A 20424-nucleotide genomic window follows, 5' to 3' on the forward strand; every position below is an offset into this window, starting at 1 on the left:
AAAGGTCTTCTACATTTTATGTGCCAATATTAAATATATGAAGAAAGGTCGATTGATTATGAATCGAATTACAAAAACTCTTGCTGTGACTGCTGCAGTCATTATTGTTGGCATTATTGTACTGTTTCAGCAAGAAGAACCTCAGGGGCAGGCTGTTACTCCAGATAAATCTATTCCAATCTCCTCTGCAGATTCCTCTGACGAAAACACTCATAAACAAAGCAACGATTTATTGTTTGTTGATGTTAAAGGAGCGGTTGTTCAACCAGATGTCTATCAAATGAAGCAAGGAACAAGAGTGAAAGATGCAATTGAAGAAGCAGGTGGATTACGAGATGATGCGAATCCTCTTTCTGTTAATTTAGCCCAAAAATTAATAGATGAAATGGTTATCTATGTACAAGAAGAAGGATCAACATCCACTGGTTCACCTGAAAATCTCGGAAGCACTGACAAAATTTTTGTGAATCAGGCTACACCAATAGAATTGGAAGCCTTACCTGGCATTGGACAGGCAAAAGCTGAAGCTATTATAGACTATCGAGAACAAAATGGTCCGTTTACGTCTATTGAAGAGTTGATGAAGGTTAAAGGAATAGGAGAGAAAACAGTGGAAAATTTTCAGGATAAAATCCAGATTCCTTAACGATATTGACGAGTTACGAAGCAGAGAGTAAACTGTATAGGAAAATTCAGAAAAAGGTGGTCTACAATGAAGCGTATATCCTGGGATCAATATTTTATGGCACAAAGCCATTTGCTAGCACTGAGAAGCACTTGTGAACGTTTGGCTGTCGGTGCAACAATCGTTCGTGACAAGCGAATTATAGCTGGTGGCTACAACGGAAGTGTATCTGGAGGGGTACATTGTATCGATGAAGGATGCTACGTTATAGATGGTCATTGTGTGCGTACGATTCACGCAGAAATGAATGCGTTATTGCAGTGTGCAAAATTCGGTGTCGCTACAGAGGGGGCAGAGATTTATGTTACCCATTTTCCATGTTTACATTGTTGCAAAGCATTAATACAGGGTGGCATTAAAGCAGTATATTATGCCACGGATTATAAAAACCATCCATATGCATTACAGCTATTCCAAGATGCTGGTGTAAAAACAGAAAAAGTTGAGTTAGAAAACAATTTAATCGATCCACATTCACAAGAAAAGCTACAGTATATACAAAATCTAATTGAGCGTTTAGAACAACAGAAGGTACCCGATGAAGAAATTGATGCATTAAGAAGAGAAGCCGCTTCCTTATTTCAAGTTTAGGTGTGAGTTTTATTACATATTGCTTCCTTTACTTCTCACTTCTAAAAAAGATTCCTGATAGGTTAAAGTATAGTACTATGCGAAGAGGTGAGATGATAAGTGAAAGGAACGTGGCATTTTATAGCAATCTGTGCGTTGCTTGGTCTCTATATTGGCAATACTACCGCCTTTATACTTTTCTTATACACAATCGTTATCGTGTTATTGTTATGGCGGCTTCATCTTTCATGGAGAAACATTTGTGGGAGTGTTCTCGTTTTTTGCTATTTCACATTGACGTTTTCAATAGCTCCCGCTTCATCTATGGAAGTAGTGGATCATAGCTCTGAAAATTGGGAAGGAAGAGTAATTTCAACTCCTATTAATAAGAAAAATTACCTTCAATTTAACCTTAAAGATTTGCATACTGAAGAAAAGTGGAGAGTCACAGCTTTCCATGAATCTATCCATGAGGTGGAGATAGACATAGGCTCAATATGTACGTTTACAGCCACTAAGGAGCCAGTTCAACAAGCTAGAAATCCAGGGTCCTTTGATTTTGCCGAATTTCTGCAGTATAAAGGTTTCTCTGGCTCTCTCCACGCTGATGCACAATCCATCTATTGTCGTGATACCAAAGGGTTATATGCCATCAATCAATTCCGGGGATCGGTAATTGAATCTTTAAACAATACTTATTCTCCCTCCACAGCGAGTTGGGTGATGACCTTAGTGCTTGGCGAAGATAAAGGGATGGATGACAGTATTGTCCAATTGTTCCAACGCTGGAACCTGTCCCACTTGTTGGCGATTTCTGGATTACATGTTGGATTATGTATAGCTTTTTTTACACTTCTCAGTATTCGTACAGGCCTTCTTACAAAAGAAACTATTAGGTGGATGTTAATCGTGTTGTTGCCATTATATAGTATCATCGCTGGAGGTGCACCTTCTGTTGTTCGTGCTGTATGGATGGCAGAAGTAATACTTTTAATGACATGGTTCCATAAACGCTGGCCTGTGACAGATATCATTAGCTTTTTGGTTGTGATTTTTCTTTTAATCGATCCGTTCCTTGCTTTTCAGTTAGGTTTTCAATTCTCCTTCCTTGTTACGTTTTCTTTATTACTTTCCAAAAAACTCCTTCAAAACATCTCTTCTTTTCGCACTCTTCTACATGTAAGCATTATTAGTCAACTCACTCTCATCCCTATACAAGTTCATCACTTTTATATTTTAAATCCGGTTTCCATTGTGGCAAACATTTTCCTTGTCCCTATTTTTTCTTTCATTTTGTTACCTTATTGCATACTATTAGTTATGGTTTATTGGTTACCGTTTCCCATCACCTCCTTATTGGATCAGTTTTTTACTATTCTCAACACTATTCTTATGAGATGTGTCCAAATACTTGATCAATTCCTTTATGTTGAATGGGTTATTGGTGAAATTTCACTAGAGGTTGGAGTTGCCTATTATGTATTATTTGTTGCCTTTATGTACTTTTGGCAGCAACAGATGTATGTGAAGACCTTAGTTGCTAGTACTATGATGGTTGTTGTATTAATGGCCCATTCACTAGTTCCTTATCTATCCCCTGTAGGTAGAGTGACGATGTTGGATGTCGGACAAGGAGATACCATTATTATGGAATGGCCGTACAGGAAGCATGTTCTTATGATAGATGCAGCTGGGAAAACAATTAATGATAATGGTGAATTATTTACTTATGCTATTAAGCCTTATCTTCATTCAAGAGGGATTGGTAAAGTAGACACGCTCTTACTTACACATAAGGATAGAGATCATATGGGAAGTGCAGAACAAGTTCAAAATCAATTTAATGTAGAAACACTTTTATTAAATCCGTTTTACCAACTGGATAATACTCCTGAAAAAATTAATGTGAGACATGTTCAAAAAGGAGACACATTCATAATTGAAGGTACATCCTTTATGGTATTGCATCCTACATACGAGGCAGGAGAAAAAAACGAGAACTCCATCGTACTTTCCACTAAACTTGGGGGTAAAAGCTGGCTTTTTACAGGGGATATTGGAAAAGAAATGGAACTGGAAATTATGCATCAGTACCCTGAATTGACGGCAGATGTACTTAAGGTAGCTCATCACGGCAGTCGCTTTTCAACATCATCATTATTCTTAGAGGAATTAAATCCAAGTGTTGCCTGGATATCTGTAGGAGAGAAAAATGCTTATGGCCATCCTGCCAAAGAGGTGATTGATTTGTTAGTAAAGGAAGAGGTTCACATTATGAGAACAGATCAACAAGGCGCTGTTTTTTATGAATTTAAAGAAGAGACAGGTACGTTTTATCAATATCTTCCATAGGATAGCAATGTAATTACAGCATACGAATCACATACTTTCCAGGAACAACATGTACTTAAAACTAAAAATGTAATAGCTACGCAAATGATCTACAAGAGGTAAAAGGTCGCTAAAACATAAAAAAGAGACTGTAATTACAGTCTCTTTCAAATAAGGTATCAAATGTAAGTAATTGTTCTTTTTATCATCTTTTATAGGATTTCAATCAAGCGAACGCCTACACCAATTGCGAAGATGACGAAAAAGAAAATAAAAGAAAATAGGAATCCTTTAGCAGAATCAACTACATCGTTTGTCGGTGATTGCACTTCTTTTTTAAATTCGTTCACGTTTACCCCTCCTATACCATTTCCTAGTATAAGCGATTATACCAGAAAAATCTATATTACGTACAGAAAATACGTTCCAATTGCCTTCCTTTGTTGACAAGAGTTAACATCCATAGTTTTTGCAAATTAGGCTAGGCTATGAGTACCGGCAAAATATCGTTTAGAAAGTAGTATCCTGGGGCTGCTGTCTAAACGTTTATATAGATCTTAGGGGGGATGGGGTCTCCATTTCCCCTTCTCTTAATAAACTCTTGAAAGCCTTCCGAATTCCATATACCATTACGTTATAGTGAAATGGGGGAAGGAACATGGTTTACTTCGAAGCCTTAAAACAAATAAAACAAAAACAATTTGATTCGGTTTACTTAATTTATGGTACGGAAAGTTATCTTGTTCAAGATATTCAGCAAGCCATTGTCCAATATGGATTAACGGAAGAAGAACAAGAAGTCAATTTATCGGTTTATGACCTTGAAGAGTTTCCGATTCAAGAGGTCGTAATGGATGCAGAAACATTTCCCTTTTTTGGAGAAAGAAAAATTTTATTGTGTAAAAATGCGAGCCTATTTAAGGCCAAGCCAGATAAAATGCAAGTTGAACATGATATGAGCGTGTTGCAACAATATTTAACAGAACCAGTTGATTATTCTGTTCTGGTGTTCATTGCTCCATATGAGAAGGTGGATGAGCGAAAAAAAGTTATTAAGCAAATTAAACAACAAGGAAAAGTGATTCCTTGTCAATCATTAAAAGAGCATGAAATGACAGATTGGATTCAATCTATAGCAAGAGAATTACATATAAACATAGAGTCTCCTGCACTCGATGTATTTATTCAGGAAAATGGGACCAATCTTATGGCGGTACGTAACGAAATTCAGAAGATGGCTTTATATGTAGGAGACGGAGGAACAATTACCAAAGAAATTGCTGAAATGCTTGCTGCCCATAATCCACAAGCTTCAGCGCTAAAGCTCGTAGATGCAGTAATGAACCAAAATGTTGAACGAGCTATTTTACTGTATAAGGATTTAGAAAAACAAAATGAGGAACCTATAGCATTGTTAGCGCTTTTAGCTTCTCAATTCAGATTGATTTACCAATCTAAATTACTGAAACAAAAAGGCTACACTCAAAACCAAATGGCTCAACAAATAAAGGCACACCCATTTGCAATAAAAATGGCTTTAAAGAGGGAGAGAGGATTCTCGGACGGCCAACTTGCTCAAATTACACAACTTCTTACAGAAGCGGATGCTTCTATGAAACAAGGAAGAATGGAAAAAAACCTTTCATTTGAGTTGTTGTTGTATGAATTAATACATGTGAAGAAAAATAAAAAGTAAATTATGAAAAAACTCGGCTAGTGGACCTTAAAGGACCATTAGCCGAGTTTTTCTGGAAACATCGTTTTTAGCTAGATATAGCTTGTTCTTATCCTATTTTAGAGTATAAAAAAACGACCCTTTTAAAGGATCGTTTGTTGGTCATAGTAAATGCAATAGTCTTGTCTTACGCAGAAAGGTTTTGAACTTTCTTATGAAGACGAGATTTGTGGCGATTACCATTGTTTCTATGAATAAGGCCTTTGCTTACAGCTTTATCGATCTTACGGAAAGCTGTTTCAAGAGCATCTTGTGCTTCTTCTTTTTTATCTTCGCTAATAAGACCTTCAACTTTTCTTACAGCAGAACGCATTTCTGTTTTGAAGGAATGGTTCTTAGTACGTTGGAAACTTTGAGTAACAACACGTTTTTTCGCTTGTTTAATATTTGGCATATATCTTTCACCTCCCTGGAGAATTAAGCCTGCTTTATCTAATAAGCAACTTCTCGAACAAGAGACATTTTACCAAAGCAGAAGATAGTTTTCAATAGAGATGTGTATGTAAAGATAAATCTCTTAAAATGTATGAACACCTTCTATCCTGTTTATGCTAATACTAAAACGGAGGTGTCCTTAATGAATATTGATTTAGAGCGATACCAGATACGAACTGATTTAGCTGTAGAAGCAAAAGAATTAATGGATGAAAAAGAAGATCAAAATACGGATTCAAAGCAAGGGGTCACTGTAAAAGAAAGTACGGATGGTGACATTAAAGTAACATATGTAGATATAGATGAAGATGGTGCAGAAAAAACCGGAAAGAAGCCGGGTTCCTATATTACGATTGAATCTCAAGGAATACGTAATCATGATTCTGAGTTACAACATCATACTTCTTCTATCTTCGCTAGAGAGTTAGAGGGTCTTATTAGTAAATCTAACCTTCCAGACGATGCGAGTTGCTTAGTGGTAGGCCTTGGAAACCATAATGTTACTCCGGATGCATTAGGGCCAATGGTCATGCAAAAGCTTTTAGTTACCAAACATTTGTTCGAATTACAACCAGAACGAGTGGACGAAGGGTTTCGCCCTGTATCCTCTCTTACTCCAGGAGTAATGGGTGTAACAGGTATAGAAACAAGCGATATCATTTTTGGAGTGATTAACAAGATTAAACCGGATTTTGTTATCGCTGTTGACGCATTAGCTTCTCGTTCTATTAATCGAGTGAATGCGACGATTCAAATATCTGACACAGGTATCCATCCTGGTTCCGGAGTAGGTAATAAGCGAAAAGAACTAAGTGTAGATACACTAGGCATTCCTGTTATTGCTGTTGGAGTCCCAACTGTTGTAGATGCAGTAACCATAACAAGTGATACAATCGATTACATGCTGAAACACTTTGGAAGAGAATGGAATGAGAAGGGGGATCCATCTAAAGCGTTAACCCCAGCCGGGATGGAGTTTGGTGAGAAGAAACAACTTACAGAAGAGGACTTACCAAACGAAGAGCAACGAGAGGCAGTGCTCGGAATGATTGGTGGTTTGTCTGAACAGGAAAAACGTTCATTGATTCAGGAGGTATTGAATCCATTAGGACATAATCTTATGGTAACCCCTAAAGAGGTAGATGGGTTTATGAAAGACATGGCTCATGTAATTGCAACTGGAATGAATGCTGCGTTGCATGAATCAGTAGACCCTACTAATGATGGTTCGTTTACGAGGTAGTTGAAATTGCTTAAAGAATAAGCGAGCGGCCTGAGCTTTTGTTTAAAAAAGAAAGGTTCTACTTTCTCTTTTTTCTACATAATGTTTACTAGAGTTGCTAGAAAAAGGAGAAAGGGTGGAACCATGAATTCAAAAGGAGTCTCCCTCATTCGTGAAGAGATGAAAAAATGGTATAAACGCAGTAGTTTTTATATGATTGCCATCATAGCATTATTTTTGTTTGCTGGTATTTTAACATCAATCCAACCAGCTTATAGATTATCCTCTTCGACTCTTCATCAGTGGACAAGTCAAATAAATGGTTCTTCCTTCTTACACTTAATGGGGATGGAAAATCGCATATTTAAGACAGCTTATCCGGAAGACCAGGAGGATATTAAAGTCTCTGAAGTTGTATTTCAAATGGCAACTAGTATAAAACCAAATGATCCAAGAACATTATTGGGGCGTGAAATCCCTGGATTTTCTTCATATGATGGAGAAATCATTGTTGCAGGTAAAGGCACTGATTATACCAATATGCCAATCGAATCGTCTCCACCAATGGAAGTATTCGAGACGGAAAAAGAAGCAGTTATCAAAGAAGAAACATCAACAGAGGATAAAGCACCTGATAAGAACCCTGTCCAGACCACCGGTGAGAGGGATGTTGTTTTTATTTACCATACACATAACAGGGAATCTTTCTTACCTTTACTACCAGCCGGAACCGTAGCTGATGAAGCTTTTCATTCAAAAGCAAATATTACGATGGTAGGAGAGAGATTAGCTAAAGGATTAGAAGAAAACGGAATAGGGACGAATGTTGATAAGACGGATATTACGAAAAAGCTTAAAGAGAAGAACATGGAGTATTATCAGTCCTATGCTGCTTCACGTCCAATCATCCAGGAAGCTATTAAACAGGATGGGAATTTACAATTCTTCTTTGACTTACACAGGGATTCCTTAGGAAAAGAACTTACTACTATAGAACTTAACGGAAAGAGTTATGCTAAGACCGTATTTGTCATTGGGGGAGAGTATGCCCGTTACGAACAGAATCTTAAACTTGCTAATGATTTGCATAAGGCAATAGAAAAAAAGTATCCAGGATTGAGTAGAGGAGTCATTACGAAAAAAGGTGCTACAACTAATGGGAAGTTCAATCAGGATTTATCACAAAATGCTGTACTGATAGAGTTTGGTGGAGTAGAAAATAACCTTGATGAATTGTATAGAAGCGCAGATGCCATAGCAGAAGTTTTTAGTGATTTTTATTGGAAGGCTGAAAAAGTGAACGGAAATTAAGGAGTTGACGAAGAATGGTACGCTTCACAGTGACGTTTCTTATCATGGTCATCCTGTTCATGAGCGGAGTATTGTTAGGGATGAATCAAGCAAGTCTTGGGATGATTCAAATGCGAGGTTTTTCCGATACGAATTTTCATGAAGCAATTAAGACCCAACAACCTACTTCAAGCAATTATGAAGTGGAAGTATTAGGCAAAGAGTTCCAACAAGTACCTGTAGAAGAAAAACAACAGGTGTATGCTGATATGCAAATTACACATGGTGTGCAGAAATTAGCATTCACGTTGGAAAAAGGCGTCAAATGGGTGTATAATACCATGATTTTTGTAGTGTACCAGCTCGTCCAAGTCTTTTTTGCATAATAGGAGCGTTTGCCTGTTGGCAAGCGCTTTTTAAGTTGTATAGAAAAACCTCGCTACACTTGCGCCCGCGCTTTTATTTATTGTCTAGCGTAATATAAAATGTTGAATTGTTTTTAAACTTAATTAGTTTAGACGCAACGTCCTGCTCCCAATGATTAATAGACTTCCTGTGAAGTGAACACCAGTTCGCTACTCTTCATGTAAGTTGCAGTATATACGTCGCTAAATAAAAGCCCTGAGCTTTAGTTCTTTCAGTTTTCGTTGAAGTATTGGCTTCACATTGCTATAATCAATGCTAGTGATTGTTGCGGAACCAAAGTAGGAGTGATAAATGTGAGTAACGACATGATTAAACAAGAAAATGTGCGTAATTTTTCGATTATAGCTCATATAGACCACGGTAAATCAACATTAGCAGACCGTATTTTAGAAAAAACAAAGGCTTTAACGGATCGCGAAATGAAAGAACAATTTCTAGATGCGATGGATTTAGAGCGTGAACGTGGAATTACAATTAAATTGAATGCTGTACAGCTTCGATATGAATCTCAACATACTGGGGAAGACTATCTCTTTCACCTTATTGATACACCGGGACACGTAGACTTTACGTATGAAGTATCTCGTAGTTTAGCTGCTTGTGATGGTGTTATTTTAGTGGTAGATGCCGCTCAAGGTATTGAAGCACAAACATTAGCAAATTTATACTTAGCACTTGATAATGACCTTGAAATTATTCCGGTTATTAATAAAGTTGATCTACCGGCAGCTGACCCTGAAGGTGTTTCAAAAGAAATTGAGGACCTTCTTGGTGTCACAAGTGATGAAGTATTGTGGGCTTCTGCAAAAGCTGGCAAAGGCATTAATGAAATTCTTGAAGCTATTGTACATCGAGTACCAGCTCCTGAAGGCAATCCTGATGACCCATTAAAAGCATTGATTTTTGATTCTCTGTATGATCCATATCGCGGGGTTATTGCATCTATCAGTGTTAAAGAAGGAACAGTTAAAGTTGGTCAACGTATTCGTATGATGCAAACAGGTAAGGAATTTGAGGTTAATGAACTTGGAGTATTTAACCCTAAACCTACCGCCAAAGATCAACTAACTGTAGGCGATGTAGGCTTCTTAACTGCCTCTATTAAGAACGTGAGTGATTCACGAGTTGGTGATACGATTACTAGTGCTAATAAACCAGCAGCAGAACCACTACCAGGTTATAAGAAATTGAATCCTATGGTATTCTGCGGTTTATTCCCAGTGGATGCTAGTAATTATAATGACCTGCGTGAGGCATTAGAGCGTCTTGAGTTAAATGACTCGTCTTTACAATATGAAGCAGAGACATCTCAAGCACTTGGTTTCGGTTTCCGTTGTGGTTTCTTAGGTCTCTTGCACATGGAGATTATCCAAGAACGTATTGAGCGTGAATTCGGTATTCAAATGATTACGACAGCACCAAGTGTTATTTATGAAGTTGAATCTGTAGATGGGGAAGAGTTTACTGTTGATAATCCATCTCTAATGCCAGATCCTCAATCCATTAAAGAGGTGCGTGAACCATTTGTAAATGCAACTATTATGGTTCCCAACGAATACGTAGGCTCTGTTATGGAAATTTGCCAGAAAAAACGTGGAACATTCCAAGACATGGAATATTTAGACGATAATCGAGTGAACATTACCTACGAGATTCCGTTATCTGAAATCGTATATGATTTCTTTGATCAATTAAAATCTCAAACAAAAGGGTATGCATCTTTCGATTATGAGTTAGAAGGGTATAAAGCTTCTAATCTTGTGAAAATGGACATCTGGTTGAACGGCGATACGATTGATGCGCTGTCCTTCATTGTCCACCGAGATTTTGCTTTTGAACGTGGTAAAGCCATTACCCATAAATTAAAAGATTTAATTCCAAGACAACAATTTGAGGTACCAGTCCAAGCTGCCATTGGAAATAAGATTGTTGCTCGTTCTACCATTAAGGCAATGCGTAAAAACGTATTAGCAAAATGTTATGGCGGGGATATAACTCGTAAGCGTAAACTTCTAGAGAAGCAAAAAGAAGGTAAAAAACGAATGAAAATGGTAGGATCAGTAGAGGTACCACAAGAAGCGTTTATGGCCGTGCTTGAAATGGATACAGACAACGATTAATGTACTACAAAACCGCAGGAGGAACTTCTTGCGGTTTTTGTAACGTTTGAGGTTGTTTTACTTGCGCAAAGACGCTTACCCAAAACTAAGGCGTTTTTACACTTAGATAAAGGAATGTGACTAGCATGATATCTTCTGTATATATTCATATACCATTCTGCCAACAAATCTGCCATTATTGCGATTTTACTAAGTTTTTCTATAACAAAGAATTAGCTGATCAGTATTTAGATGCATTGGATCGAGAGATAGAAGAAGAAGTTGGTAAGAATCAAATGTATATGCGAACCATCTTTGTGGGTGGAGGAACACCTACAGCATTAAACTATACTCAGCTAGAGCAACTTCTTAAGACCATCTCGGAGTCTTTTGATGTCGAAAATTGCGAAGAGTACACGTTTGAAGCAAATCCTGGAGAGTTTGATGAAAAGAAATTAGCTCTATTAAAGTATTACGGGGTAAATCGAATTTCGTTTGGAGTCCAGGTATTTGATGATCAAATGCTAGAAAAGCTCGGTCGTAATCATCGAGTGAAGGATGTATATGATAATCTACGTCATTTTGAAAAGCTTGATTTTGAAAATGTATCAGTAGATTTAATTTATGGTTTACCTGGTCAAACAGTTGAGCATTTTCAACGAACGGTAGATGAAGCGATTCGTTTGGATTTGCCTCATTATTCTTCTTATTCCTTACAAATTGAGCCTAAAACAGTGTTTTACCAACGGCATAAGAAAGGTAAACTTCATAAGCCAATGGAAGATGATGAAGCTCAGATGTATGAATTACTCGTAAGAGATATGGAGTATAATGGTGTACATCAATATGAGATTAGTAATTTTGCTAAACCAGGTTTTGAAAGTAAGCATAATTTAACCTATTGGAATAATGATTATTATTATGGTTTTGGTTCAGGAGCTCATGGGTATTTACCTGGGAAACGAACTGTAAATATTCGTCCATTGCCTCAATATATTAAGAAGGCAATGGAAGATGGGAAGCCTATTCTTCATGAAGAGCCCATTCATCAGAAGGAAAGAATAGAAGAGCAAATGTTTCTTGGGCTACGAAAAGCTGAAGGTGTTTCCAAGAGCGTGTTTCAGGACCGTTTTGGAAGGTCGTTATCTTCTTTATACCAGGAAGAATTAGATTATTTAAAACAAAAAGAATGGATAGAAGAATCTGGTGATTTCATTCGGATTACTCCACAAGGTAGGCTGTTTGGAAACAATGTGTTTCAAGAATTCCTACTAGAGGATGAAAAGCTTCAAGACTAGCAATGGATAGAAGGTGTTGCTAAAAGAGGGCTCGTTGGAACCTGAGATGCTTTTTCTATGTATGATGTGAATCGAAATATAAAGAAATTCGCATGTTTGCGAATTTCTTGTATTTCTGAAATAAATATCGTTGACAATGGAAAAGGCATTTGATAACTTAATATTAGATTTAGCACTCAGTAACATCGAGTGCTAACAGAGGTGATCATCATGTTGACTGAAAGACAATTACTCATATTGCAAGTGATTATTGATGATTTCATCGACTCAGCGCAGCCTGTTGGTTCTCGGGCTATTTCCAAAAAGGAAAAAGTCTCTTATAGTTCAGCTACTATCCGAAATGAGATGGCTGACTTGGAAGAAATGGGTTTTCTTGAAAAAACACATTCTTCTTCAGGACGTGTTCCTTCAGAGAAAGGGTATCGATTTTATGTGGATCATTTAATGTCACCCTTTCATTTACCAAGGTCAGATATCTCGTTTGTTCAGGAAGCTTTCACCAATCAATTGGTTGAGTTCGAAAGAGTAGTCCAGCAATCAGCACGTGTTTTATCAGATTTAACAAACTATACTTCCATTATTTTAGGTCCTGAAGTTTATGAAACAAGATTAAAGCAGCTTCAGATTATACCGTTATCTAATTATTCTGCAGTTGCGATACTTGTCACGAATACGGGGCATGTTGAACATCGTTCTTTTACGATTCCAGTAGAGATTCATTCTAGTGATTTGGAGAAGATGGTCAACATTTTAAACAAAAAATTGTATGGTGTACCGATTATTCATTTGCATCGCAAATTAAACTCTGAAATTTCAGAGTTGTTACGACAACATACGGATGAATTTGATAAAGCATACAAGTATTTGCAGGCGGCTCTTTTTGAAGAACAGCCAGTTAAACTGTATGTAGGTGGAAAAACTAATATTTTAATGCAGCCTGAATTCAAGGATATTGAAAAAGTTCGTTCTTTATACTCTATGATTGAGGAAGAAGCAGAGATTGCGCATCTTTTAAGACATGAATCAGATGAAATCAAGGTCACAATTGGTCAAGAGAATGAAGTCAAAGCAATGAAAGATTGTAGTCTCATTACAGCGTCTTATTCATTAGGCGATGAGCAGATGGGAACCATTGCATTATTAGGTCCAACAAGGATGGAATATTCAAAAGTTATTTCCCTTTTAAGCCTTTTATCTAACAGAATGTCACAAACATTTCATTCATGGTATCAAAATGGTGAAAATGGGGAATAAATGAAAAAGTTGAAGAAACTTCTTGCAACCTTATAAACGCAGCATAAATAAGTAGCGTCTATAAGGTTTGCGAAATATTCATGTGTCTTCAAGTTTTTATGGTTTAGTTCATAACCATTTTCTGATATATTCGTAAATGGTGCGTAACAACCCCGTTTACTAGAGGAGGTGACAAACATGGACGAGAATAAACAAAGATCCGAAGAAATGGAAGATCAAGAAAACGTTGAACAAGAAGAGGTAATTGATCATCCTGAACAGGAAGTGGTTGAAGAAACCAATCCAGCTAGTAACGAAGTAGAACAGTTAAGGCAAGAAAAAGACGAAACGTACCAACGTTTGTTACGCTTGCAAGCTGATTATGATAATTTCCGTCGTCGTTCTCAAAAAGAACGTGAAAACGACCTAAAATATAAATCTCAGGATTTAGTGGAAGAGCTTTTACCAATTGTTGATAACTTTGAACGTGCTCTACAAACAGACGTTCAAGATGATTCTGCAAAAAGCTTTGTAGAAGGTATGAACATGGTGTACCGTCAGCTTAAAGATGCTTTAAATAAGCAGGGTGTAGAAGAAATTCCTGCTGTAGGAGAAGAATTTGATCCAAATATGCATCAAGCTGTTATGCAAGTTGATGATGAAAATTATGGTTCCAATGTAGTGGTTGAAGAGCTACAAAAAGGGTACAAGCTTAAAGATCGAGTGATTCGTCCTTCAATGGTGAAGGTAAATCAATAAAGAAATCAACACACTACATACGCAATAAGTAAAGGAGGATATTTAGTCATGAGTAAAATTATTGGTATTGACTTAGGAACAACAAACTCTTGTGTCGCTGTCATGGAAGGTGGCGAATCAAAAGTAATTCCAAACCCAGAAGGTAACCGTACTACTCCTTCAGTAGTGGCGTTTAAAAATGGTGAACGTCAAGTAGGTGAGGTTGCGAAGCGTCAGGCTATCACAAACCCTAATACAATCCAATCCATTAAGCGTCATATGGGTACAGACTATAAAGTAGAGATTGAAGGTAAAGAATATACACCGCAAGAAATCTCTGCAATGATTCTACAACACATCAAATCTTATGCAGAAGATTATCTAGGAGAAACTGTTGAAAAAGCAGTAATCACAGTACCTGCATACTTTAACGATGCTGAGCGTCAGGCTACAAAAGACGCTGGTAAGATTGCTGGTTTAGAAGTAGAGCGTATCATTAACGAGCCTACAGCTGCAGCACTTGCTTACGGCATTGATAAAGAAGAAGAAGATCAAACAATCCTAGTTTATGACCTAGGTGGAGGTACTTTTGACGTATCTATCCTAGACATTGGCGAAGGCACGTTTGAAGTTGTAGCTACTGCTGGTGATAACAAACTAGGCGGAGATGACTTCGACCAAGTAATCATCGATCACATGGTTTCTGAATTCAGAAAAGAAAATGGAATTGACCTTTCTCAGGACAAAATGGCACTTCAACGTCTGAAAGATGCTGCTGAGAAAGCGAAGAAGGACCTTTCTGGTGTAGCTCAAACACAAATCTCTCTACCATTTATCACAGCTGGTGAAGCGGGTCCTCTACACTTAGAAATGAACCTAACTCGTGCTAAGTTTGAAGAACTATCTTCTAGCCTAGTAGAGCGTACGATGGAGCCAACACGCCGTGCACTTAAAGATGCAAACATGTCATCAAATGACATTAACAAAGTGCTACTTGTAGGTGGTTCTACACGTATCCCTGCAGTACAAGAAGCTATCAAGAAAGAAGTAGGAAAAGATCCTTCTAAAGGTGTAAACCCTGACGAAGTAGTAGCACTAGGTGCAGCTATCCAAGGTGGCGTACTTCAAGGTGATGTGAAAGACGTTGTACTATTAGACGTTACACCACTATCCCTTGGTATTGAAACAATGGGTGGAGTTACAACGAAGCTAATCGATCGTAACACTACAATTCCTACAAGCCATTCTCAAACGTTCTCTACAGCTGCCGATAACCAAACAGCGGTTGATATCCACGTACTACAAGGTGAACGTGAAATGGCACAGGACAACAAAACGCTTGGTCGTTTCCAACTAACGGATATTCCACCAGCACCTCGTGGCGTACCTCAAATCGAAGTATCCTTCGATATTGACGCTAACGGTATCGTTAACGTACGTGCGAAAGACCTAGGTACTAACAAAGAACAATCCATTACCATTAAATCTTCTTCTGGTCTTTCTGATGATGAAGTAGAGCGCATGGTAAATGAAGCGGAAGAGAACGCTGAAGAAGACAAGAAGAAACGTGAAGAAATTGAACTTCGTAATGAAGCAGATCAACTAATCTTCACAACTGATAAAACAATCAGTGATCTTGGAGAAAGCGTATCTGAAGAAGAAAAACAAAAAGCTGAAGAAGCGAAGCAAGAGCTTCAAACAGCACTTGAAGGCGAAGACATGGAACAAATCCGTGAGAAGAAAGATGCTCTTCAAGAACAAGTACAACAGCTTTCTGTTAAAATGTACGAGCAAGCACAACAGCAAGCAGAAGCACAACAAGGTCAAGAAGGTGCTGAAGACGTAGAAGACGCCGATTACGAAGAAGTAAACGACGACGAAAAGAAACAGTAAGTTGAACTACAGGTAGAAAAAGTCAAAGTCAGGATTTTCTTGACTTTGACTTTTTTACTGAATAACGTAAAATGTTAGTGACCTTTGAAATAGGATAGCCAATCATGTTAATATAAACTTTATGCAGTAAGAGTCGGGAGAGTGATCGTCAATGAGTAAAAAAGACTACTATGAGGTCTTAGGTGTCTCAAAGGACGCATCAAAAGATGAAATCAAAAAAGCTTATCGTAAGCTAGCAAAGAAATACCACCCAGATGTCAGCGAGGAAGAAAATGCTTCTGATAAATTTAAGGAAGCGCAAGAGGCATGGGAAGTATTAGGTGACGAACAAAAACGTCAACAATATGATCAATTTGGCCATGCTGGCATGAATGGAGGCTCCCAAGGATTTGGTGGCTTCGGTGGCGAAGACTTTGGTGGATTTGGTGACATCTTTGATATGTTCTTTGGTGGCGGTGGACGCCGTCGTGATCCAAATGCTCCTCGTAAAGGTGCAGACCTTCAATATACGATGACATTAGGATTTGAAGAAGCTATCTTTGGTAAGGAAACGGATATTCAAATACCAAAAGAAGAAACATGTGATACGTGTGAAGGTAATGGTGCAAAACCAGGCACACAACCTGAAACATGCCCACACTGTAAAGGTGCTGGACAGTTTAACCAAGAGCAAGATACACCATTCGGTCGTATCGTAAACCGCCGTGTATGTCATTATTGCCAGGGTACTGGTCAGTATGTGAAAGACAAATGTAATACATGCGGTGGAGATGGAAAAGTTAAAACACGTAAAACAATCCACATTTCTATTCCAGCAGGCATTGATGAAGGACAACAAATTCGTGTACCTGGTCAAGGTGAGGCTGGCGTAAATGGCGGACCAGCAGGTGACTTGTATGTAGTTGCTCAAATTCGTCCACATGAATTCTATCAGCGTGAAGGCGATCATATTTTCTGCGAGATGCCACTTACGTTTACACAAGCAGCACTAGGTGATGAAATTGAAGTCCCTACTGTACACGGGAAAGTAAAACTTAAGATTCCTGCAGGCACTCAACACGGTAAAACATTCCGCTTGAAGGATAAAGGTGCTCCTGACGTCCGTGGTCGTGGTCATGGTGACCAGCATGTTAAGATTCGTATAGTTACACCAACAAACTTAACAGATCGTCAGAAAGAGCTACTTCGTGAATTCCATGAAATCAGTGGAAACGAAGCTACAGAAGAACAACATGGAAACATTTTCCAACGTGTGAAGCGAGCGTTTAAAGGCGAATAAGAATTAAAAAGTAAAGTGAGTTGATCCCCATTGAAATGGTCAGAACTATGTATTCATACCACAAATGAAGCAATAGAGCCGATTTCGAATATTTTGCATGAAGCAGGAGCAAGTGGTGTCGTAATAGAGGATCCACAAGATTTAGTCAAAGAACGTGACACATTTATGGGTGAAATCTACGAGCTTAATCCAGAAGACTATCCAGAGGAAGGTGTGTATGTTAAAGCATACCTTCCTGTTAATAGCTTCTTAGCGGAGACTGTAGAGGAAATTAAAGAAGCCATCAATAACCTGATCATCCATGAAATTGACCTTGGTCATAATAAGGTTACCATGAGTGAATTGGATGAAGAGGATTGGGCAACGGCTTGGAAAAAATATTATAAGCCTGTAAAGATCTCTGAAACATTTACAATTATTCCAACATGGGAAGACTATCAGCGTGTATCCAGTGATGAGATTATTATGGAATTAGATCCTGGGATGGCTTTTGGTACAGGTACTCACCCTACAACTGTTCTAAGCATCCAAGCAATTGAACAATATATTCAAAAAGATGACACCATTATTGATGTAGGGACTGGATCAGGGGTATTAAGTATTGCTTCTGTTCTACTTGGAGCTAAAGAAGTGTATGCGTATGATTTAGATGATGTGGCAGTGAAAAGTACAACCATTAATTCCGAGTTGAATAGTGTAGAACACAAAGTACATGCCAAACAAAATAATTTATTAGATAATGTAGATTATCAAGCTGATATGATCGTAGCAAATATCTTAGCTGAAATTATTGTTCGTTTCACAGATAAGGCTTATGAAAACTTGAAGTCAGGTGGATACTTTATATCTTCAGGAATTATCCAAAACAAACGCCAAGACGTAAAAGACCAACTAGTAAAATCAGGTTTTGAAGTAGTAGAAACGAATCAAATGGAAGATTGGACATGTATCATAGCAAGAAAACCATAAAAAGTTTTAAAAGGTAACCCCTTTTGAGCTAAAAGGCAGGGACTATCATGCAACGTTATTTTGTATCGTCATCAGGTTGGGAGCATCAACATGTAACTCTAACGGGTGAGGACGTTCATCATATTACCAAAGTAATGCGGATGAAGACAGATGATGAAATTATTTGTTGTACACCTGAAGGACAGGCTGCACTGTGTAAAATCATCGAAATAACTCATGACATGGTAACCTGTTACATAGTAAAATGGTTAGATGAAGACAAGGAACTTCCTGCCCAGGTTACCATCGTTCAAGGTTTACCAAAAGGAGATAAAATGGAGCTTGTGATTCAAAAGGGAACCGAATTAGGTGCTAGTCGTTTTATCCCTTTTGAAGCAGAGCGCTCTATTGTGAAATGGGATGCGAAAAAAGCACAAAAGAAACAAGAACGCTATCAAAAAATAGCTAAAGAGGCTAGTGAACAATCCCATCGCACAATGATACCAACAGTTACACAGCTTTCAAATTTAAAGCAACTGATTGAAGAAGGTCATGATTATGATTGGAAGCTCATTGCGTATGAGGATGAAGCAAAGGCCCCATCTTTTCGTTCTCTAAAAGAAGTAATCCCCTTTATAAAACCGTCAGAACGTGTAATGGTTGTTATAGGGCCAGAAGGTGGATTTAGTGAAAATGAGGTTCATCAGTTAACAGAAGCTTCTTTCTTATCCGTAAGATTAGGTCCAAGAATACTTCGAACTGAAACTGCGCCAGCCTACATTTTATCAGCTATCTCTTACCAACTAGAAGAATTGAGGTGACGATATGTCAACAGTAGCTTTTCATACATTAGGTTGTAAGGTTAACCATTATGAAACTGAAGCGATTTGGAATTTGTTTAAAGAAGAAGGGTACGAGCGTGTTGAATTTGATCATCAAGCGGATGTCTATGTAATCAACACATGTACCGTAACGAATACAGGTGATAAGAAAAGTCGTCAAATGATTCGTCGTGCGATTCGTAAGAATGATAATGCGGTTATATGTGTAACAGGTTGTTATGCTCAAACCTCTCCAGCTGAGATTATGGAAATCCCAGGTGTAGATATTGTGGTTGGTACACAAGATCGTAAAAAGATGTTAGATTATATCGAGCAGTTTAAAGAAGAACGTCAACCTATTAATGGCGTCTCAAATATTATGAAAACACGTATTTTCGAGGAAATGGATGTACCAGCATTTACAGATCGTACCCGTGCATCACTCAAAATACAAGAGGGCTGTAATAACTTCTGTACATTTTGTATTATTCCTTGGGCTCGTGGACTAATGCGTTCAAGAGATCCTGAAGATGTTATTCAACAAGCACAACAACTTGTAGACGCTGGTTACAAAGAGATTGTGTTAACCGGTATTCACACAGGTGGTTATGGTGAAGATATGAAAGAGTATAACTTAGCCAAGCTACTGCGAGAGTTGGATGAGCGTGTCAACGGACTTAAACGAATTCGCATTTCATCTATTGAAGCTAGTCAAATTACCGATGAAGTGATTGAGGTTCTGAATGATTCGGACAAAATTGTTCGCCATTTACACATACCGTTACAGTCAGGTTCTAATACTGTGTTAAAACGTATGCGTCGTAAGTACACAACAGAGTATTATAAAGAACGTATCGATCGAATCAAAAAAGCTCTTCCAGGTTTGGCTATTACATCAGATGTTATTGTAGGTTTTCCTGGTGAAACAGAAGAAGAGTTTATGGAAACGTATCGTTACATTCAAGAAATTGGATATTCTGAGTTGCATGTGTTCCCTTATTCCAAACGTACAGGTACACCAGCAGCGCGTATGAATGACCAAGTAGATGATGAAATTAAAAATGAACGTGTTCATCAGTTAATTGAGCTATCCAATCAACAAGCGAAAGAATATGCTTCCACTTATGAAGGGGAAGTACTGGAAGTAATCCCTGAAGAAAAGTTTAAAGATGATGAAAACGATCGTCGTTACGTAGGTTACACAGATAACTATCTTAAGGTGATATTTGAAGCAGACGAAGAAATGGTTGGAGAAATTGTGCGGGTAAAAATTACACACGCCGGGTATCCTTATAATGCAGGAGAATTTGTACGTGTGTTAGACGCCCCGAAATTAAATGAGAAGTTAAAAATGTCTTCCTAACGTAGAAAACCCCTTGCTGTCATAATCGGTAAGGGGTTTATTAATGGTGAGGATAGCA

At 38.0% G+C, this 20424-nt stretch carries 18 protein-coding genes; 16 read left to right on the top strand and 2 right to left on the bottom strand.

Annotated elements, in window-relative coordinates:
* Positions 1-58: 58 nt before the first annotated feature.
* The 3 genes from N782_RS07965 to N782_RS07975 all read left to right on the top strand — a co-directional run bounded on the left by N782_RS07965 (position 59) and on the right by N782_RS07975 (position 3607).
* On the top strand, positions 59-646 hold the full coding sequence (locus N782_RS07965) for a helix-hairpin-helix domain-containing protein (RefSeq protein WP_052111238.1): 588 nt from the start codon (positions 59-61) through the stop codon (positions 644-646).
* A 66-nt stretch (positions 647-712) separates the two neighbouring features.
* Positions 713-1276 (top strand): ComE operon protein 2, encoded by a 564-nt coding sequence (locus N782_RS07970; RefSeq protein WP_036818255.1) that lies wholly within the window; start codon positions 713-715, stop codon positions 1274-1276.
* 99 nt (positions 1277-1375) lie between these two features.
* The gene (locus N782_RS07975; protein ID WP_084103018.1) at positions 1376-3607 is read left to right on the top strand and encodes a DNA internalization-related competence protein ComEC/Rec2; all 2232 of its coding nucleotides are present in this window, start codon (positions 1376-1378) and stop codon (positions 3605-3607) included.
* Positions 3608-3798: 191 nt separating this feature from the next.
* Here N782_RS07975 and N782_RS21000 read toward each other — a convergent pair whose 3' ends face one another.
* The gene (locus tag N782_RS21000; RefSeq protein ID WP_036818259.1) at positions 3799-3936 is read right to left on the bottom strand and encodes a YqzM family protein; all 138 of its coding nucleotides are present in this window, start codon (positions 3934-3936) and stop codon (positions 3799-3801) included.
* A gap of 308 nt (positions 3937-4244) precedes the next feature.
* Between N782_RS21000 and holA the strand changes: the two genes are divergently transcribed.
* The gene (holA, locus tag N782_RS07985) at positions 4245-5282 is read left to right on the top strand and encodes a DNA polymerase III subunit delta (RefSeq protein WP_036818261.1); all 1038 of its coding nucleotides are present in this window, start codon (positions 4245-4247) and stop codon (positions 5280-5282) included.
* 166 nt (positions 5283-5448) lie between these two features.
* On the opposite strand, the gene rpsT is transcribed toward holA, so the two are convergent.
* Complete coding sequence (gene rpsT, locus N782_RS07990) at positions 5449-5715, bottom strand: 30S ribosomal protein S20 (protein WP_036818262.1); 267 nt, start codon at positions 5713-5715, stop codon at positions 5449-5451.
* A gap of 183 nt (positions 5716-5898) precedes the next feature.
* Between rpsT and gpr the strand changes: the two genes are divergently transcribed.
* The 12 genes from gpr (at position 5899) to mtaB (ending at position 20366) form a co-directional block, all read left to right on the top strand.
* Positions 5899-6999: a GPR endopeptidase gene (gene gpr / locus N782_RS07995; RefSeq protein WP_036818264.1), complete on the top strand. Its 1101-nt coding sequence runs from the start codon at positions 5899-5901 to the stop codon at positions 6997-6999.
* 123 nt (positions 7000-7122) lie between these two features.
* The gene (gene spoIIP, locus N782_RS08000; protein ID WP_052111239.1) at positions 7123-8289 is read left to right on the top strand and encodes a stage II sporulation protein P; all 1167 of its coding nucleotides are present in this window, start codon (positions 7123-7125) and stop codon (positions 8287-8289) included.
* A 14-nt stretch (positions 8290-8303) separates the two neighbouring features.
* The gene (locus N782_RS08005) at positions 8304-8654 is read left to right on the top strand and encodes a DUF3679 domain-containing protein (RefSeq protein ID WP_036818266.1); all 351 of its coding nucleotides are present in this window, start codon (positions 8304-8306) and stop codon (positions 8652-8654) included.
* 345 nt (positions 8655-8999) lie between these two features.
* Complete coding sequence (lepA, locus tag N782_RS08010) at positions 9000-10814, top strand: translation elongation factor 4 (RefSeq protein WP_036818354.1); 1815 nt, start codon at positions 9000-9002, stop codon at positions 10812-10814.
* 125 nt (positions 10815-10939) lie between these two features.
* Positions 10940-12091 (top strand): radical SAM family heme chaperone HemW, encoded by a 1152-nt coding sequence (gene hemW, locus N782_RS08015; protein WP_036818270.1) that lies wholly within the window; start codon positions 10940-10942, stop codon positions 12089-12091.
* A gap of 210 nt (positions 12092-12301) precedes the next feature.
* Positions 12302-13345, top strand: a complete 1044-nt coding sequence (gene hrcA, locus N782_RS08020) for a heat-inducible transcriptional repressor HrcA (RefSeq protein ID WP_036818273.1) — start codon at positions 12302-12304, stop codon at positions 13343-13345.
* A 177-nt stretch (positions 13346-13522) separates the two neighbouring features.
* Entirely contained in the window at positions 13523-14083 is a 561-nt protein-coding gene (gene grpE, locus N782_RS08025) for a nucleotide exchange factor GrpE (RefSeq protein ID WP_036818276.1), read from the top strand.
* 48 nt (positions 14084-14131) lie between these two features.
* Entirely contained in the window at positions 14132-15955 is a 1824-nt protein-coding gene (gene dnaK / locus N782_RS08030; RefSeq protein ID WP_036818278.1) for a molecular chaperone DnaK, read from the top strand.
* Between the two features lie 151 nt (positions 15956-16106).
* Positions 16107-17234 carry a molecular chaperone DnaJ gene (gene dnaJ, locus N782_RS08035; protein WP_036818280.1) on the top strand — a complete coding sequence of 376 codons (1128 nt, stop codon included), beginning with the start codon at positions 16107-16109 and terminating at the stop codon, positions 17232-17234.
* 30 nt (positions 17235-17264) lie between these two features.
* Entirely contained in the window at positions 17265-18203 is a 939-nt protein-coding gene (gene prmA / locus N782_RS08040) for a 50S ribosomal protein L11 methyltransferase (RefSeq protein WP_036818281.1), read from the top strand.
* Positions 18204-18250: 47 nt separating this feature from the next.
* The gene (locus N782_RS08045; RefSeq protein ID WP_036818284.1) at positions 18251-19003 is read left to right on the top strand and encodes a 16S rRNA (uracil(1498)-N(3))-methyltransferase; all 753 of its coding nucleotides are present in this window, start codon (positions 18251-18253) and stop codon (positions 19001-19003) included.
* A 4-nt stretch (positions 19004-19007) separates the two neighbouring features.
* A complete protein-coding gene (gene mtaB, locus N782_RS08050) occupies positions 19008-20366 on the top strand; it encodes a tRNA (N(6)-L-threonylcarbamoyladenosine(37)-C(2))-methylthiotransferase MtaB (RefSeq protein WP_036818286.1) in 1359 nt (452 codons plus the stop codon).
* Positions 20367-20424: the final 58 nt, after the last annotated feature.

Origin of the sequence: Pontibacillus yanchengensis Y32 (genome assembly GCF_000770635.1) — a bacterium.
Classification (GTDB): domain Bacteria; phylum Bacillota; class Bacilli; order Bacillales; family BH030062; genus Pontibacillus; species Pontibacillus yanchengensis.

Coding starts and splice junctions, on each gene's coding strand:
- N782_RS07965 (WP_052111238.1), top strand. CDS start 59: ATGAATCGAATTACAAAAACTCTTGCTGTGACTGCTGCAGTCATTATT.
- N782_RS07970 (WP_036818255.1), top strand. CDS start 713: ATGAAGCGTATATCCTGGGATCAATATTTTATGGCACAAAGCCATTTG.
- holA (WP_036818261.1), top strand. CDS start 4,245: ATGGTTTACTTCGAAGCCTTAAAACAAATAAAACAAAAACAATTTGAT.
- rpsT (WP_036818262.1), bottom strand. CDS start 5,715: ATGCCAAATATTAAACAAGCGAAAAAACGTGTTGTTACTCAAAGTTTC.
- gpr (WP_036818264.1), top strand. CDS start 5,899: ATGAATATTGATTTAGAGCGATACCAGATACGAACTGATTTAGCTGTA.
- spoIIP (WP_052111239.1), top strand. CDS start 7,123: ATGAATTCAAAAGGAGTCTCCCTCATTCGTGAAGAGATGAAAAAATGG.
- N782_RS08005 (WP_036818266.1), top strand. CDS start 8,304: ATGGTACGCTTCACAGTGACGTTTCTTATCATGGTCATCCTGTTCATG.
- lepA (WP_036818354.1), top strand. CDS start 9,000: ATGATTAAACAAGAAAATGTGCGTAATTTTTCGATTATAGCTCATATA.
- hemW (WP_036818270.1), top strand. CDS start 10,940: ATGATATCTTCTGTATATATTCATATACCATTCTGCCAACAAATCTGC.
- hrcA (WP_036818273.1), top strand. CDS start 12,302: ATGTTGACTGAAAGACAATTACTCATATTGCAAGTGATTATTGATGAT.
- grpE (WP_036818276.1), top strand. CDS start 13,523: ATGGACGAGAATAAACAAAGATCCGAAGAAATGGAAGATCAAGAAAAC.
- dnaK (WP_036818278.1), top strand. CDS start 14,132: ATGAGTAAAATTATTGGTATTGACTTAGGAACAACAAACTCTTGTGTC.
- dnaJ (WP_036818280.1), top strand. CDS start 16,107: ATGAGTAAAAAAGACTACTATGAGGTCTTAGGTGTCTCAAAGGACGCA.
- N782_RS08045 (WP_036818284.1), top strand. CDS start 18,251: ATGCAACGTTATTTTGTATCGTCATCAGGTTGGGAGCATCAACATGTA.
- mtaB (WP_036818286.1), top strand. CDS start 19,008: ATGTCAACAGTAGCTTTTCATACATTAGGTTGTAAGGTTAACCATTAT.